Origin of the sequence: gamma proteobacterium SS-5, from assembly GCA_009497875.2 — a bacterium.
GTDB classification, from domain to species: Bacteria; Pseudomonadota; Gammaproteobacteria; order Chromatiales; family Chromatiaceae; genus Magnetovirga; species Magnetovirga frankeli.
Map to the genome: position 1 here is coordinate 2,316,383 of CP032508.2, position 16,635 is coordinate 2,333,017.

At 60.3% G+C, this 16,635-nt stretch carries 9 protein-coding genes and 2 tRNA genes; 7 read left to right on the forward strand and 4 right to left on the reverse strand.

Going from position 1 to position 16,635, the window contains the following annotated elements; all coding sequences use genetic code 11:
* Nucleotides 1–295: 295 nt before the first annotated feature.
* The 5 genes from D5125_15785 to D5125_15805 all read left to right on the forward strand — a co-directional run bounded on the left by D5125_15785 (nucleotide 296) and on the right by D5125_15805 (nucleotide 4,180).
* Complete coding sequence (locus tag D5125_15785) at nucleotides 296–604, forward strand: cytochrome c5 family protein (GenBank protein QFY90802.1); 309 nt, start codon at nucleotides 296–298, stop codon at nucleotides 602–604.
* A 106-nt stretch (nucleotides 605–710) separates the two neighbouring features.
* Entirely contained in the window at nucleotides 711–2,120 is a 1,410-nt protein-coding gene (gene gltX, locus D5125_15790) for a glutamate--tRNA ligase (GenBank protein ID QFY90803.1), read from the forward strand.
* Nucleotides 2,117–3,808: a glutamine--tRNA ligase/YqeY domain fusion protein gene (locus D5125_15795; protein ID QFY90804.1), complete on the forward strand. Its 1,692-nt coding sequence runs from the start codon at nucleotides 2,117–2,119 to the stop codon at nucleotides 3,806–3,808. The genes gltX and D5125_15795 overlap by 4 nt, the downstream gene beginning before the upstream one ends.
* 198 nt (nucleotides 3,809–4,006) lie before the next feature.
* Nucleotides 4,007–4,082 (forward strand) — tRNA-Ala (locus D5125_15800).
* A 22-nt stretch (nucleotides 4,083–4,104) separates the two neighbouring features.
* A tRNA-Glu gene (locus tag D5125_15805) sits at nucleotides 4,105–4,180 on the forward strand.
* Nucleotides 4,181–4,509: 329 nt separating this feature from the next.
* Here the strand turns inward: D5125_15805 and D5125_15810 are convergent.
* From D5125_15810 to D5125_15820, 3 genes are all read right to left on the reverse strand, one after another.
* Nucleotides 4,510–6,060 (reverse strand): ATP-binding protein, encoded by a 1,551-nt coding sequence (locus D5125_15810; GenBank protein QFY91199.1) that lies wholly within the window; start codon nucleotides 6,058–6,060, stop codon nucleotides 4,510–4,512.
* 372 nt (nucleotides 6,061–6,432) lie between these two features.
* Nucleotides 6,433–13,683, reverse strand: a complete 7,251-nt coding sequence (locus D5125_15815) for a VCBS repeat-containing protein (protein ID QFY90805.1) — start codon at nucleotides 13,681–13,683, stop codon at nucleotides 6,433–6,435.
* A 21-nt stretch (nucleotides 13,684–13,704) separates the two neighbouring features.
* A complete protein-coding gene (locus tag D5125_15820) occupies nucleotides 13,705–15,282 on the reverse strand; it encodes a TIGR03032 family protein (protein QFY90806.1) in 1,578 nt (525 codons plus the stop codon).
* A gap of 454 nt (nucleotides 15,283–15,736) precedes the next feature.
* On the opposite strand from D5125_15820, the gene D5125_15825 reads away from it, so the two are divergent.
* Both D5125_15825 and D5125_15830 read left to right on the forward strand, forming a co-directional pair.
* Nucleotides 15,737–16,159, forward strand: coding sequence for a putative toxin-antitoxin system toxin component, PIN family (locus D5125_15825; protein QFY90807.1), 423 nt, complete (start codon nucleotides 15,737–15,739; stop codon nucleotides 16,157–16,159).
* The gene (locus tag D5125_15830) at nucleotides 16,159–16,389 is read left to right on the forward strand and encodes a toxin-antitoxin system HicB family antitoxin (protein QFY90808.1); all 231 of its coding nucleotides are present in this window, start codon (nucleotides 16,159–16,161) and stop codon (nucleotides 16,387–16,389) included. The genes D5125_15825 and D5125_15830 overlap by 1 nt, the downstream gene beginning before the upstream one ends.
* A 115-nt stretch (nucleotides 16,390–16,504) precedes the next feature.
* Here D5125_15830 and D5125_15835 read toward each other — a convergent pair whose 3' ends face one another.
* Nucleotides 16,505–16,633 carry a winged helix-turn-helix domain-containing protein gene (locus D5125_15835; GenBank protein ID QFY90809.1) on the reverse strand — a complete coding sequence of 43 codons (129 nt, stop codon included), beginning with the start codon at nucleotides 16,631–16,633 and terminating at the stop codon, nucleotides 16,505–16,507.
* Between the last annotated feature and the right edge of the window lie 2 nt (nucleotides 16,634–16,635).

Here is a 16,635-nt window from a genome sequence, read left to right on the forward strand (position 1 = left end):
GATCCTAATGCCCATGGGGCGACCCCATACCCATCTGAGCCAGGTGTGGAACACCACGGGATATGAAACGTCCTGGGTGACTGGGCTTGAGGCGCAACCCATTAGCCGCCCCTAAGGCCGACCTACCCGATGGGCTGAACTTTGTGGGCCATCATGCAGTCAATGATTGGGCTTAATCAGCCGTCGAATTTGGCTTTACATTTTCCCTGGTTATGCCAAAATCGACACTGTTAACCAGTTCTAATATACCCGCTTGAGGTGGGTTTTTTCTTACTGCAATTCTGGAGAATGACCGATGAAGAAGCATTTTGCACTCCTCGCTGCTGGCGCACTGTTGGCGGTTTCTGGCATGGCCCAGGCCGAGCGTAGCGGTGAAGAGGTCTATAACGGCCCCTGTCAGGTGTGTCATGTGGCCGGCGTGGCCGGTGCGCCCAAGCTGGATGACAAGGCCGCTTGGGCCCCGCGTATCGCCACCGGTATAGATGCCCTGGTGAACACCGTGAAGACCGGCAAGAACGCCATGCCGCCCAAGGGCACCTGCATGGACTGCTCCGATGCCGAAATCCGCGCCGCCGTGGAATACATGGTCTCCAAGGCTCAGTAAGGGCTATGCGCCGGTGCAGGGAAGCACCTATCCCTTCCTTCTTTCCCCTTCCGCCGACTCCCCTGCATTCTGTTAGAATCACGCCTCTTTGCTCAGAGGTGATTGCATGACCGTTCGTACCCGATTTGCCCCCAGTCCCACCGGCTATCTGCACGTGGGCGGTGCCCGTACCGCGCTGTTCTCCTGGCTCTATGCCCGCAAGCACGGCGGTCGCTTTGTGCTGCGCATTGAGGATACCGATCTGGAGCGCTCTACCCAGGAGTCGATCAACGCCATCCTGGAAAGCATGACCTGGCTGGGGCTGGAGTACGACGAGGGGCCCTTCTACCAGACCCATCACTTCGAGCGTTACAACGAGGTCATCGGCGAGCTGATGAACAAGGGCCTGGCCTACCGCTGCAATTGCAGCAAGGAACGGCTGGATGAACTGCGCCAACAGCAGATGCAGCGCAAGGAGAAGCCCAGATACGACGGCCATTGCCGACATGCCGAGGTATCCCGGGACGAGCCCCATGTGATCCGCTTTAAGAATCCCACCGATGGCGTGGTGCTGGTGGAAGACCTGATCCGTGGTCGCGTGCCCTTCGGCAATGCCGAGCTGGATGACCTGATCATCCGCCGCACCGATGGTGCCCCCACCTACAACCTCAGCGTGGTGGTGGATGACCATGACATGGGCATCACCCACGTCATCCGTGGCGATGATCACCTGAACAACACCCCGCGCCAGATCAACATGCTCAAGGCCCTGGGTTGGGCGGTGCCGCAATACGGCCATGTGCCCATGATCCTGGGCGATGACGGTGCCCGCCTGTCCAAGCGCCATGGCGCGGTCAGCGTCATGCAGTATAAGGAGGCCGGCTTCCTGCCCGAGGCCCTGCTCAATTACCTGGTGCGCCTGGGCTGGTCCCACGGCGATCAGGAGCTGTTCAGCATCGACGAGATGGTCCAGCTGTTTGAGCTCGGCGCGGTGAACAAGTCCGCCTCCAGCTTCAATACCGAAAAGCTTAGCTGGATCAACCAGCAGTACATCAAGAACGCCGACCCCCTGCGCGTGGCCCATCTGCTCTCCAGCCACCTGGGGGATCGCGGCATAGACCCGGCCGAGGGGCCGGAGCTGGCGGCAGTGGTGGAGGCCCAGCGCGAGCGTGCCAGCACCCTGGAAGAACTGGCGCAGATTAGCCTGTTCTACTACCGGGATTTCACCCGCTACGACGAAAAGGCGGCGAAAAAGGCCTTCAAGGGCGCGGCTATCGAACCGCTGGAGCGGATCAAGGGACGACTGGCGCAACTGACGGAGTGGAACCGCCAGGCCATCCACCAGGCCCTGGAGCAGACGGTGGCGGAGCTGGGCATTGGCTTCGGCAAGCTCGGCATGCCCCTGCGTCTGGCAGTTACCGGCGGCGCGCCCTCGCCGGAACTGGACCTCACCCTCTATCTGGTCGGCCAGGGCGCCTGTCTGCGCCGCATCGACCAGGCGATCAACCACATTCAGCAGCAGGAAACCCCCGCATGAGCAGCGAAGCCCCCAAGGCCGGCAGCAACTTCATTCGCCAGATCATCGACCAGGACCTGGCCAGCGGCAAACATGACCAGGTGCATACCCGCTTTCCGCCGGAGCCCAACGGCTACCTGCACATTGGTCACGCCAAATCCATAGTGCTCAACTTCGGCATCGCCCAGGACTATCAGGGCAAGTGCAACCTGCGCTTTGACGATACCAATCCGCACAAGGAGAACCAGGAGTTTGTCGAGGCGATCAAGACCGACGTGCGCTGGCTGGGCTTCGACTGGCAGGATCGTCTTTTCTTCGCCTCCGACTACTTCGAGCAGCTGTATCAATTCGCCCTGGAGCTGATCGATCAGGGCCTGGCCTACGTCTGCGAACTGGACGCCGAGCAGACCCGCCTCTATCGCGGCACCCTCAAGGAGCCGGGGCGCAACAGCCCCTATCGCGAGCGCGGCAGCGGCGAGAATCGCGACCTGTTCCAGCGCATGCGCGCCGGTGAATTCCCCGATGGCAGCAAGGTGCTGCGCGCCAAGATCGACATGGCCTCGCCCAACATCAATCTGCGTGACCCGGTGCTCTACCGCATCCGCCACGGCGTGGTGCATCACCAGACCGGTGCTCAGTGGTGCCTGTATCCCATGTACGACTACACCCACCCCATCTCCGATGCCCTGGAGGGGGTTACCCACTCCCTCTGCACCCTGGAGTTCGAGGACCACCGCCCCTTCTACGACTGGGTGCTGGCGCACCTCAGCGTGCCCTGCCAGCCGCAGCAGATCGAATTCTCCCGCCTCAACCTGGAATACACCGTGGTGAGCAAGCGCAAGCTCACCCAGCTAGTCAGCGAAGGCCATGTCAGCGGCTGGGATGACCCGCGCATGCCCACCCTGGCCGGCCTGCGTCGGCGCGGCTACACCCCGGCGGCGATCCGCGAATTCTGCCAGCGCATCGGTGTCACCAAGGCGGAAAACCGGGTGGAGATGGGCGTGCTGGAAAACTGCATCCGCGATGACCTGGACGCCAAGGCCCCCCGCCGCATGGCGGTGCTGCGCCCGCTCAAGCTGGTGATCGAAAACTACCCGGCAGACCGGCTGGAGCTGCTTGAAGCGGCCAACCACCCCAAGGATGAAGCCCAGGGCAGCCGCCAGATTGCCTTCAGCCGCGAGATCTACATCGACCATGATGACTTCGTCGAAGTGGCCCCCAACAAGAAATGGAAGCGGCTGGTGGCCGGTGGCGAGGTACGCCTGCGCAACGCCTACGTGATCAAATGCGAGCAGGTGATCAAGGACGCCAGCGGCACCATCAGCGAGCTGCGCTGCAGCTACGACCCCGCCACCCTCGGCGCCAATCCTGAGGGCCGCAAGATCAAGGGCGTGATCCACTGGGTATCCGCCAGCCACAGCCTGGAAGCCGAGGTGCGCCTGTACGACCGCCTGTTCAATCGCCCCAACCCGGAGCAGGTGGAGGAGGGCGGTGATTTTCTCGACGCGGTCAACCCCGACTCGCTGCGGATCCTCAGCGGCTGCCGCCTGGAACAAGCCCTGGCCGAGGCCCAGCCCGGCGAACCGGTGCAGTTCGAGCGCGAGGGCTACTTCAACCGCGATCCCGAGCCGGGCCGGCTGGTGTTCAACCGCACCGTCGGCCTGCGCGACAGCTGGGCCAAGATCGAGCAGGAGCAGGCGTCTGCATAGGGCGGCCAGGTGGGAGGGCAGCTTGCTGCGCGACCTGAGAGATACTGCCAAGTCGCCCGGTACGGTCGGCCTCCTATCCCAACCCATCCCCCAAAGGGGCGAGGGGCTAATGGCCTGAGCGGTTACATCAGGAAAATTATTTCACTCTAGGACTAGACAGGAGGCGCAACCCTCTCTAAGATACGCGCTTCCTTGAACGGGGCCATAGCTCAGCTGGGAGAGCGCAACACTGGCAGTGTTGAGGTCGGCGGTTCGATCCCGCCTGGCTCCACCAAGTTTTTTATAAAAAGTCCTAAGTCCCCTTCGTCTAGCGGCCTAGGACCCCGCCCTTTCACGGCGGTAACAGGGGTTCGAACCCCCTAGGGGACGCCAATAAAATCAAGCGCTTAGCGAAAGCTAGGCGCTTTTTTTTGGGTTAAGCAAAGGGTCCTGTTCGAGCCGATTGCCGCCGACCCAGTCAGGGTTGTTGCCGTACAGGGTTAGCTCGGGCGAGAGTTCAATCAGAAAGCGTGGCGTAAAGTCCTTTAGCCAGCCGCTACTGAACCCCGTAGGCATGTTCTTATCGCCGGGCTCAACGGGGAAGGTCGCCGGGGTAGATATCGTTGGTGGCGCTTACCGCGTTGCCGACAAACCAGCAGCCAGCAAAGGCAGCTGCCAGACCAAGCCGTGCTTTCATGATGCCCTCTCGTTCGGCTATAAATTCAGGCCAGGGACTCTACCTCAAACCCCACCAAATTGCGTTGCTCCCTGCTGAATTCGATGCCGATGAGGTGAATCGGCTGCTTGAGGCTCAGATATTTTTCAGCGTAATGCTTGGCCTTCAGCTGTTCCAGCGCCTTGCCCTCCGGCGCCAACTCCACCACCTTGAACTCGAACAGCCAGACCTGACCGTTGAACAGTAGAGCCATGTCCAGTCGGCCCTGATTGGTGGCATCCTCCAGGCGAATATCGAGTCCCAGGGCGGCGAAGTGGCTGTAGAAGACGCTGGCCCAGTAGCCTTCGTACTGGGTGATGGGGTTGTTGCGGTACCAGTCGTGGGGGATGCCGGCATAGAGGCTGTGGAAGTGCTGGCGCAGTTGCTCGAAATCGCCGCTCATCAAGGTATCGTAAAGACGGCTGACTGACTCGCTGGCCAGGCTGGCGTTACCGTAGAGCCTGCTGAGCAGGGCCTCGTTGAGGGCGCTTTCCACCTCCAGATTGGGATAGCCGAGCCGGTATTCGACGCGGGCAGCGCCCACCTGACGCTGACCGTGGATGGTCAAGTACCCGGTCTGCCACAGCAGGGCCTCGGTGGCCATGTCGTCCACATCAAAGCGCGATAGCAGGGCCTCGGTGGCGTGCCAGGCGCTGATCTTGGGGCTGAAGGTCTGGCGCTGGGTGAGTACGTCGATGAGGAAGGTCGGCGTGCCGGTTTCAAACCAGTAGGCGCGAAATTGACGGTTGCGCAGTAACAACAACAGGTCGAAAGGGTTATACACCGCCTCTCCGGTCCAGTTGTAGCCATTGTACCAATCGCGAATTTGTTGCCGGTCCAGGCCTTCCAGCTCCGGGGCGAATACCTCATCCAGGTCATCTTCCGTATAACCGCAGATCGCCGAATAGCCGACATTCAGGGTGATGTCTTCCAGATTGTTCAGGCCGGAGAAGATGCTCACCTTACTGAACTTGGAAACGCCGGTGATGAAGGCGAATTTGATCTGGGCGTCGTTGTCCTTGATTACCGAGTAGAAATTGCGCAGGCCATCGCGCATCTCACGGGCCAGCTCGGGTTGGGTCAGGTTATCCACGATAGGCTTGTCGTACTCGTCCACCAGAATGACCACGCGCTGGCCGTATTTTTGCGCGGCACGCTGGATCAGCTCGGCAAAACAGCCCGGAGCGGTGGGTTGGCGGCAGCTGATGCCCAGCTTGGCCTGGTTGATGTCGAGCAATTCGCGGAACTTGGCCTCTAGCTGCGCCCGATCGCGCATCAGGCCACCGCCAAAGCTCAGGCGAATAACGGGATACTTGATGCCCCAATCCCAGTGCTCATGGGCATAGAGACCGCGAAACAGCGGCTCATTGGCCTGAAACAGCTCGGCCAGGGTATCGAGAAAAAGGGATTTGCCAAAGCGGCGTGGGCGGGATAGGAAGTAATAGCTGCCCTCTTCGATCAACTGCAGGGCAAAGGGGGTTTTGTCCACATAGTAATAGTCCTCGCCACGGATCTTGGCGAAGGTGTAGATGCCGGTAGGGAGTTTTTTGCGTTTCATGGCCCAATCATAGCACCGCATCGCCCGCTGCTGGGCCTAGGCGCCTTGACCAGGACATCTTTACAACGGCACGGCGGCCAGGGGCCGCCCTATGGGTTGTGGCGCTATGGATCGGCTATGTCTGGACTTGCTGTGAAACACCCTTGCCGTTGCAACGCATCCTGGGAGCTCCGAGCGCTGGCTCGGAGGTGAGTGTTAGCCCGGATGGAGTGCAGCGCCGTCCTGAGCCTGTCGAAGGGCGGAATCCGGGGTTGGTCCCAGTCCAGTGCGACTCGCGACGCAGCGCGTCGCCCCTGGGTACCCACGCAGCGCGTGGGCACCAGAAAAGGCCGATAGGGCGGGCCGCGCCCGCCGCTGATCCCACTACTGGTCCTACACCCAGCCGTCGAACTGCATCACGCCAGTGATGGCCGCTGCCGCCTCCTCGGACGCGGCCAACTCCACCGCCAGCCAGCCCCGGTCCAGGCTGCCGTCGGTCAGCTTGGTCTGGTAGGTACTGAGTTCGGCTGTGGTGGCCGCCCGGCCCAGGGTGTTTTGTATCAGCTGCTGGATATAGCCGGCATCGTCCAGGTTTGCCGTGTTGGCCTGCTGCTGGAAGCGGGCCAGCAGGTCGTTGGCATCGGCCTGGTCGCTATGGATATAGGCCCGCTCGGCGCTCCACTCGGCTTCGGTGGCGTTGCGGCCAAGAAAGCCCTGGTAGAGCCGGGCGATGATGGCCTCGACGCCGTTGTGCGCCAGCACCAGGGTATCGCCGTTGCTGAAGCTGAGCATTTCAATGTTGCTCAGCAGGTACATGCTGCCATCGTCCAGTCGGGTCAGTTCCAACTGACCGTTCTTTGCCTCCAGGTGCAGGTTGCTGCGCGGGGCGTTGAGGCCGAGTACGTCATGGCCGCCGCTGCCGTCGATGCGCAGGCCCAGGCCGGTGGGCAGTTCGGCCCGGTCGTCACCTGGGCTGCCGGTGACCGCGCGAATGGCGTCCAGGCGCAGGATGTTGGGGTTGTCCGCCAGCCCGGCAAGCAATTCCTCTTGGCTGAGGGCCTGTACCGACGCCGGGGCCAGATAGCGCAGGAAGGCGTCGATGATGACCTGTCCCTCGCCTTGCCAGTTTTGGATGGCTTCGGCCTCGGCCGCGGTCGGGTCGCGTCCCAGCCAGGTGCTGATCAGGTGCTGGCCCAGGGCCTCGTTGGCGCTGTGGGCCAGGGTCAGGCTATCGCCCTGATCAAACTGGAGGCGTTCGATGTCCCACAGGCGGGTGGTCTCGCCGCTGGTTTGCTGGGTGAGGTTGACCTGTCCGTTGCCGATGAGTTCGATGCTGTAATCGGCACGGTTGCCGCTGAGCAGGGCGGTATCAATGCCCAGGCCGCCGTTGAGCTTGTCTGTCCCACTACCGCCGCTGAGGCTGTCGTTACCGCTGCCGCCGAAGACGGTGTCGTTGCCTGCATCACCGAACAACTGATCCGCACCACCCAGGCTGCCGACGGTGTCCTTGCCGCCGCCGCCGCGCAGGACGTCATCGTCTTCACCCAGGACAATGTACTGGTTGTCGTCATCGGCGACGACGAAGTTGCGGCCCTCGCCCCCCGAAACCCTAACCGCGCCGATGATGATGGCGAACTCGACCTTGTCGAACTCGATCACCGTGCCCGAGGGCAGGTTACTCACGTCGATCACCAGGGCCTCCTGGCGGTTGGGGTTTTGTTCGTCGTCCTCACCGGTGCCGGTGGCACCGGTGACCCGTATCGGCTGAGTGGGTACGCTGCCGTTGGATTCGAACGTTACGGTGCGGACCGTGACCTCTTGCTCGTTCTGCACCGTGGGCACATAGGCGTCGATACCGGCCTGGAGGATCTCGTCAAACACCTGCTCCTCGTCAACCCGTGGATTGGAAGCGGCAATGAGCAGATCACGCAGGGTGCCGGCATTGGTGCCGGTGACCGATTGTGCAGTAACGCCCACGCCCACCGGCAGGCTGACCTGCAGCACGGGTTCACCGTCATTACCCTGCACCAGGGGGATGTCGGCCAGGGGTGTGGCGTCGATCTCTTCCTCGCGCTCCGGCTCGACAATGGGCACCGAGGTGGTGGTCGTGGTGCTGCCGCCGTTGTTGGTGGTGGTTGTGCTGACCGAGGTGCCATCCACGGTCTCGGTTTCCGGCTCAGGCTCGGGCTCAGGCTCAGGCTCAGGCTCAGGCTCAGGCTCGGGCTCTGGTTCCGGCGCCGGAGGGGGTGGTGGCGGTGTTGGCGGGGTTTCATCCACGTCGGTTACCGTTACGGCCAGTGTTTGCACATCGGTGCCGCCGTTGCTATCGCTGGCGGTGACTTCAACGAGGTAGCTGTTGTTGGTATCGCTGTCGGTGGGCGTCTCGAAGTCGGGGGGCTCAGCAAAGGTCAGCACGCCATTGTTGGCATTGATGCTGAACTTGGCCCGGTCTGCGCCGCCGCTGAGGCTGTAGGTGACCGTGTCGCTGTCGGCATCAGTGGCGGTGAGGGTGGTGACGGCGGTGGTGTTTTCGGTGACGTTGAGCGCTGCCGTTTCACCGCCGCCGTTGCTGGTGATTTCGGGGGCGGTGTTGGCGTTCAGGGTCAGGCTGACGGTGGAGGTGGCGGATGTGCCGCCGTCGCCGTCGGTGACGACCACGGCGAACTCTCGTGTGCCGCCGGTGCTGCTGGTGTAGCTGAGGTTTTGCAGCAGGGTGTTGACCTCGGTCGGGGTGGCGCTGGCGTTGAAGGTGATGGTGAGGGTGTTGCCGCCCTGACCGTCATTATCGGTATTGCCAACGGTGCCCACTTCGGTGGCGCCGACAAAGACTTTGTCACCCGCGACGATCGTGCCATTGGCTGTACCCTCAGCATCTCCCGCCTTGGCATTGGTGCCGTCCAGGCTGAGGTTACCATCGGTGGTGCCGCCGCTGGTGGTGGTGACGGTCAGGGTACCGGTGTTGAAATCGGCCGAGTCGATGTCGCTGATGCTGGCATCGCCATCTGCGTCCAGGGCGATGACGGTGTCAATGGCACCACTGGGGGCATCGCCGTTAAGGTTGGCCAGCACAGGAATATCGTTGGCTCCGTTGATGGCGAATTCCAGGTCCTTGGTGGCGGTGCCGCCGTCGCCATCATTGGCGGTGAGGGTGTAGGTCAGAACCAACTGTTCGCCGGCACCAAGGTAGCCGAAGGTGGTGCTGCCAGAGTCGAAACTCCAGTTCAGTGTGCCTTGGGTGCTGCTGTTGTTGATGACCGGGGTGGGGCTGACGGAGAGCATGGCCAGCAGTGTGGCGTTGTCGGGGGTGGAGGCGTGTGAGGCAACGTTGTTGCCGCCGCTGTCTTTCTGTTGCGTGGCCAACGCGGTCACGCTGACGCTGACGGTATCGGTGGTATTGGCATCGGATACCGGGATGCTGTCGTTGGCGGTCAGGGCAGCGCCCGATTGGGTCAGGCTGTAGCCCGACGACAGGTTGGCCGAGTACTGCATGGCCCGTGGGATCATCTCGGTAACCCAGGCGTTGGTGTTCTCGAAACCATCGGACACATCCACGGTGTACTGGGTGTTGTCGATAAAACCCGTTCCCGCAAACCCTGAATCGTAGTAATCGTAGCCGAGGAAGATGACGGTGCCCGAGCCGTAGGTCATGGTGGCGACCGTGGCACTGGCATCAGTGCCGTATATGGGTTTGAAGCTGGATACGGTGCCCTTACCGATGGCGTCCGTGGCACTGGGGTTGTCCAGGCTGGCCGGGCCGCCCGCGAAGGGTGTGCCGGCAGCGTTGGTGGTGTTGAGGCCCCATGTTGTCCCAGTCTCTGTCGTCAGATCCCAGCCAAAGATGCTGTTCAGAAAAGTGGTGTCATCCGAACCGCCAGTAGCAGTCATCATCATAACGCCGCCGCTGCTGACCCAATCACGAATCGTGGTTTGCGCTGAAGTCGGCAGGAACGCCGTGCTGGTTGGGTCGGCTTTCTCCATGTCGGTCATGAAGAAGAAGCCGCTGGCGTTGAGTTTGGTAGAAAAGTCTGTTGCGGCAAAGTCGGTGATGGAGGTGTCGAGGGTGTAGTCACCGCCATCGTTGATGATCTTCTGGACAATACTGGCCAGGTTGGCGTTTTCGTTGCCTGTGCCAGGGGACGAATCGGTGCCATTGAGATCGGGATAGGCGAAGACCGAGACCTGGGTGGAGCCGGTGCCAAACACCGGGTCGTACTTGGTTTCACCGTTCTGGTAGTACCGCACATCGCCGTAATATTCCCCGATGAACAGGTCTAGGTCGCCATCGCCGTCTATGTCTGCAAAGGCGGGGGTAGATTTGGAGCCGACATCGGCCAGGCCGAAGGGGTTGGTAACGGCGGTGCTGCTGAAATCTGGGGTGGTGGCATTGCCGGTATTTTTGAAGAGATACAGGTTGCCATCGTCTGCACCGATCAGGGCATCCAGGAGGCCGTCGCCATCGATGTCGGCAAACGAAGGGGAAGCCGCTTCTCCAGATGCCACGCCGCCGATGTCAGGAATCCCGAACGGCGTGCTGACCGCGGTGGTGGCGAAGGTGGGACTATTGGCATCGCCGGTGTTTTCGTAATACAGCGTAGTACCGGCATCTAGACCAACGAAAAGATCAAGGTCTCCATCCGCATCTATATCCACAAGTTCGGGTTGGCTGTAACTGCTAGAATTCGGCAGGCTAAAGGGGTTGTATGGACTGGCAGTTTCCGGCGCAACAAAGGCGGGGCTGGTCGCCGAGCCGGTATTCTCAAAATAGTGCAACCAGCCGTTGACATCTCCCAGAAAGGCATCCAGATCACCATCGGCGTCGATATCGCCAAAGGTCGGGGAGGCATTGGAGTACAGGGTCGATGAAGACAAACCGAAGACGTTGGAACTGGGCGCCGCAAAGGCCGGGTTGGTAGCGTCACCGATGTTCTCAAAAAACAGGACACGGCCCGTCGTACCCGAAAGACGGCTATCGTTTCCACCAAAGGCATCTAGGTCGCCATCGCCATCGATATCAACGAAGGTCAGATTGGGGAAGTATGCAAAGGCAGTCAAGTCAAAGGGATTGTCTTGCACCGCCTGGTAGGCCGGATTGGCCACCGGCAGGTCATTGTCGGCGATCTGCACCGAGACATTGTCGATACTCAAGCCATTGTAGGCGCCGTCGCTGCTGCTGACGCTGTGGGTAATGGCACCGAAGTGCGGGCCTTCGCCGATGCTGTCATCGACGGCGGTGACGGTGACGGTCTGCGGCGTGTCCCAGTTGGCCGTGGTGAAGGTCAGGGTGCTGTTATCGACACTGACCTGGTTGGTCGTGGTCAGGGTGATGGTGACATCGTCGGTGGGGGCGGTGTCGAGCACCAGGGTATAGCTGTCGGTGGCACCGCCTTCGGTGACCTGTACCGCGTCGCCACCGGTGTTGACCACCGTGGGGGCTGGGCTGACGGTCAGGGTCACCGTCGAGGTGGTCGAGGTGCCGCCATCGCCATCGCTCACCGCTACATCGAATGTGCGTGTCCCGGTCGTCGCGGTGGTGTAGGCCAGGTTCTGCACCAGGGTGCTGATCAGGCTCGGGGTGGCGCTGGCGTTGAAGGTGATGGTCAAGTCCGCGCCGGCCTGACCGGTTTTGGTGCCATCGACAGTGCCAACTGCGGTGGTGCCGACATAGACCGTATCCCCGGCAACCAGTGTGCCGTCTGCAGCGCCCTCCGTAGTCCCCGCCTTGGCGTTGGTACCATCGAGGCTGAGGTTGCCATCGGCGGTGCCGCTGGCGGTAGTGATAGTCAGGGTGCCGGTGTCGAGATCGGCCGAATCTGGATCGCTGATGGCCGCGTTGCCGTCAACATCGAGCGTGGTCGCCACATCGACCCTGCCACTGGGGGCTTCACCGCTGAGATTGCTCACGGTAGGCGCATCGTTGCTGGCCGTTATACTTACGGTGGTACTGCCGGTCGCTTGCGCACTGGTGCCGTCGTCAAAGGTCCAGTCAATTTGCACCGAGGCCGGCGGGGTGTCGTTGCTATTGCTGTAGGCGATGGCCTGCATCGCCTCGTTGACCAGGGCTTGCGTGGCGGAGGTGTTGAAGCTGATTACCAGGGTACCGCCGGTCCAGGTATAGGTGCCAATATCGGTGGAAGAGACGGTGACCGTGCCGCTGGCCTGACCGGCGACCATACCGGCACCCGAGAATTGATCTTCTGCCGCCGCACCGCCGTTGCGGGCCAGGGTCAGGGTTGTGCCGTCAAAGTTAGTGCCGTTGAGGTCGTCATCGGAGATTTCCACATCGGCATCGAGTATGACCGCCGCACCATCTTCGGTGTAACTGGGGGTACCGTCCAGGCTGTTAACGGTGGCGGCTGCGCCAAAGGTGGTGTCCAGGGTACCGTCGGCGTTCAGGCGGGCAATCGCCATGTCAGAACCGTTCGTTGTTGTCGCACTACCGGTGATCAATATTTTTTCACCTGAGACGGTTATATCTTTGAATGTATCCCAATCATTCGCAAAATCAATAGAGGCGATACCATCAGTGCCAAAACTGGTGTCCAGGCTGCCGTCGTTGTAGTTGTACCGCACGATTGCAAAATCGTAAGAATTGTTGCTCCAATCAACAATTATCATGCCGCCAACATAGATATGTCCGTTGGTGGTATCAACGTAGTGGGTAACGTCATCCATCCTGGTGGTTCCGCTAGTTGTAGTCAGGATGCCATCCGTATCAAAGCTTGTATCCAGTGTGCCATTGGCGTTGTATCTGGCCATGGCAAAATCGTATCTTGAAGTAGTAGTATTCAAGGTAAGGCCGGATACAAGCAGCTTGTCATCGGACATTACGGAGATATCTAGGCCGGACTCTATGACACCAAAATCTGTTTGCACTACCCCATTGGTGCCAAATGTTGTTTCTATAGCGCCTGCGCTGGTGTATTTAACGATAGAAAAACCCGGACCTCCCTCATAAGGCGCAGCCACATAGATATTGCCTAAACTATCCAGTGAAACCGCATAAATTCGGTCGCTAGTACTGGTGTTCGTGATGACCTTGCCACCAGTGCCAAACGTGTTATCTAAACTTCCATCCGAGTTGAATCTAGCCATCGCTAGTTCGTAATCACTAGTTCCGTTTTGGGTGTATCCAACAACCAGAATCTTGCCATCCGGCTGAATGACGAGATCGTTAGCGCCGTCTGTGTTAGTCGTATTATTTGTCGTGTCTCCATCAAACGCTATCTGTGCATATCCAGTGGTATTAAATGTGGTATCAAAGCTTCCATCGGCATTAAATCGGGCAACGGTAAAGTCGGTATTGGCGCCATTCGAGCTGATGCCGGAAACGACGATTTTTCCATCGGAATCAAGGGCCATGGCGCGAATCTGGTCATTCCCAAAACCCGAATCAGTAGCAATCAATGGCACGGTGACGCCATTTGTTCCCCAAGTCGTATAAAGCGTGCCGTTTGGCGCATACTTTGCCAGGGCAAAACTGTAAGAACCGCTCCGGGTTGCATTGGCCGTACTGCCTGCCAAAATAATTGAGCCGTCACTGTTGACAACCATTGCCTCAGAAAAATCGGTGGGAGTGGTATGGGTTGAGATGTTTAGTGTTGCTTTACCGGTACCGCTGGTTTTTGAGAATGTGGGGTTGGCCATGGTGATAACCTCCAGGGTTAGTTAGTCTTCAGATAGTTGAACGGATTGCACGGGAATCCCCATGCTTTTCTGTAATTCGTGCAGCAGGCGCTCGGCCACGCCCTGCGCTTGCCACTGGGGCAGCACCGCCAGCGAGCGCAGTTGGGCGCCGTCCGGGGTGCGCTCGGCAATGGCCAGGCCCACCAAGGCACCATCCACGGCGGCGGAGAGACCGAAAAGCTCGCCCTGTGGTGGCTGGCTGGCCCAGCCTTGTAGCAGGCCCGGCTGCAACAGGGCGGCGTAGGGCTTGAGGTTTCCCGGCGTCAGGTGATAGACGCGCTGGTAGAGAAGGCTTGGGGCGGCACTATCGACCGCTGGCTCTGGACGGGGCAGACCGGCCACCGGCACCGGGGTTTGGCCGGGGCGGTGAACGCTGGGTTTGGTGATGACCAGGCCGTTACTGCCTGGGAAGCTCACCAGTCGCTCGATGGCATCGTCCTGCAGGCCCAGGGCGCGGGGCTGGCGGGTGCCGGGGATGACCACCAGGTCAAACAGCTCTTCCACCAGGCTGGCGAACTGCAACCAGTGGACGATCTGCCCGCTGTTGAGGTCGATCACCACCAGGCCGCACTGGGCCGTTTGCTGATCGGCGGCCAGGCGCTGCTCAAGCGACAAGCCACCGAAGCTGGTGGAACGCAGTTGCGACAGCCCGACGATGGCGTAATCGCCGTGAAAGGCCAGGCCGCGCACAAAGCCGGGGGCGTAGGTGACCGGCACGAAGCGCTCATTGTCCAGATAGCCGAATTCGCCGCTGCCGGAGTTGAGCAGCCAGAGCTTGCCCTGATACCAGCGCGGCGAGTGGGGCATGGACAGCCCCGTGGCGACAATCTGGTTGCTGGGGATGTGCAGCACCACGCCGCCATCCTGACGGTGGTTGCGCCAGCCGGCGGCCTCGTCGGTGGCGCTGCAGGCGGTCATCCAGGTGGGCTCGCCCTCCTGCAGCGCCAGGCCGTTGAGGTGGCAGCGATCTTCGGCGACCAGCTTGCTGATGAAGGGCGGTTGCCAGATGGGCGCAAAGCTGTAGTCGGGGTTAAGGCTGGCGAGGCAACTGAAGTCGGTGTTGACGAACAGCAGCCGGCCCTCACGGTCAATCGCCACATCGTGGGCGTTGATGTCGCCGGTGATCCAGCTCTGGCGCGGCACGTAGAGGCGGTCGCCGCCTTCGTGGCTCTGCCCTGCGGGCAGGCGATTGGCCAGTTGCCAGAGTTGGTAGCGGCAGCCCAGCGTCAGGGTGTCGGTCTCGGCCTGCCAGTGCAGGCCCATGGGCTTGTCGAACAGGCGCTCCTGCACGGCCAGCCGCCCTGGCTCGTCCTTACGGCCGATGAGAAACAGACGGTTGCTCTGGTAGGTGGTGAGCGCCAGGCTGATGTTCTGCGCGGCCAGCCAGTGCCACAGGCCGGGATCGGCCTGGATGTTGAGGGCCGGCGGCTGGTGGTTGCCCTGGGGGGCGGTTGTCGGGCTGAAGTCCGATCCGGTTTTATGCCCTGCATGGGCAGCCTTACCTTCCCCAGGCCCGAGAGACTCGGGATATCTAGCACTGGCCACTGAAATTTGGCTCATCAGGGTATCGTTGTCTTAAAAAATGAATTAAACTATCTAAACAATGAGTTACGTCCTTTTTTCCGCATCGGGATAGCCTGAACGGGGCAGAATCCAATTGCCCAAAAAGCAATGTGATTGGAATGTAGCAAAGGAAACAACAGAAAGGCTGACGAAACCTGAGAATAACCGACTGATTTACATGTAAATATTTTTGTTTTACTGCAAATACAGTGGGTTACTGAAAAATATGGCAGATCACTTTAATCAAGAACCTGAGCGATGGGTGTAGCAGCGTCTTTCACTCCCGCACGCCCGATACGCCCGTTGAAACAGGCGGCCTTGCCGTGAACAGACTGGATCAACCCTTTATCGCCACCGAGGTTGCCGCCAGCCAGCCCCATGACGGTCAGGCTGCCAGGGGGCGCGGATCCATTCGCTTGTTGCGTGCTATCGCCAGTGATAGCATGAACCCATGAAGGTGGTGGTGGATACCAATGTGTTTGTCTCCGCGTTGCGTAGCCGTACGGGCGCATCGAGGGCTTTGTTGCGTGCCTGTCTGAGCGGAGGTTTGCACCCCTGCATCTCACTGGCGCTTTTTGCCGAGTATCGGGACGTCATGGGCAGAGCCGCCTTGTTCGTTGGCTGCCCGATCAACGAAGATAAGCGTGCTGCCTTGCTGGATGCGTTCTTGTCGGTGTGTCAGATGACCGAGGTCTATTACCTCTGGCGACCCAACCTCACTGATGAGGCCGACAACCATTTGATTGAACTGGCCGTTGCGGCTCAGGCAGAGGTCGTAGTGACGCATAACCGATCCGATTTCCGCCAAGGCCAATTGCGTTTTCCGGGGATACACATTCGCTCCCCCGCTGAGTTACTGAAGGAGGCTTTCTGATGTCTGTAGTCACCCTGCGCATTGCCGACGATAAACACGCCCGCTTGAAGCAGTTGGCGGCCAGCCGTCACACCAGTGTCAACCGGTTGTTGGATGAACTGGCCACCATTGCCTTGGCCCAGCATGATCTGCTGACCCAATTCAAGGCCGCCGCGCAACGGGGTGACCCGGCGGAAGGTCTGGCGATTCTGGATGAACTTGATGCCCATTTCGTCGGTACTCAGACCTAGGAACCTATCGGATTTAGGATGCACCTACTGCGCCGGTGGGAAGAACGGCCCAGAATTGTTTTAAACATTGGCCCCGATTTTTCGTTGCGGAGTAACTGGGGTCTGACCCCGATTCTCATTCGCAGTCGATACACCCCTTGAACTGGTAGCCCTTGCCGCGTACCGACTGGATCAGCCGCTTGTCGCCGCCGAGTTCGACGAGTTTTTTGCGTAACCGGCTGAGGTTGGCTTCCAGGCGGCGCATAT

Coding starts and splice junctions, on each gene's coding strand:
- D5125_15785 (QFY90802.1), top strand. CDS start 296: ATGAAGAAGCATTTTGCACTCCTCGCTGCTGGCGCACTGTTGGCGGTT.
- gltX (QFY90803.1), top strand. CDS start 711: ATGACCGTTCGTACCCGATTTGCCCCCAGTCCCACCGGCTATCTGCAC.
- D5125_15795 (QFY90804.1), top strand. CDS start 2,117: ATGAGCAGCGAAGCCCCCAAGGCCGGCAGCAACTTCATTCGCCAGATC.
- D5125_15810 (QFY91199.1), bottom strand. CDS start 6,060: ATGAAACGCAAAAAACTCCCTACCGGCATCTACACCTTCGCCAAGATC.
- D5125_15815 (QFY90805.1), bottom strand. CDS start 13,683: ATGGCCAACCCCACATTCTCAAAAACCAGCGGTACCGGTAAAGCAACA.
- D5125_15820 (QFY90806.1), bottom strand. CDS start 15,282: ATGAGCCAAATTTCAGTGGCCAGTGCTAGATATCCCGAGTCTCTCGGG.
- D5125_15825 (QFY90807.1), top strand. CDS start 15,737: ATGAAGGTGGTGGTGGATACCAATGTGTTTGTCTCCGCGTTGCGTAGC.
- D5125_15830 (QFY90808.1), top strand. CDS start 16,159: ATGTCTGTAGTCACCCTGCGCATTGCCGACGATAAACACGCCCGCTTG.
- D5125_15835 (QFY90809.1), bottom strand. CDS start 16,633: ATGCGCCGCCTGGAAGCCAACCTCAGCCGGTTACGCAAAAAACTCGTC.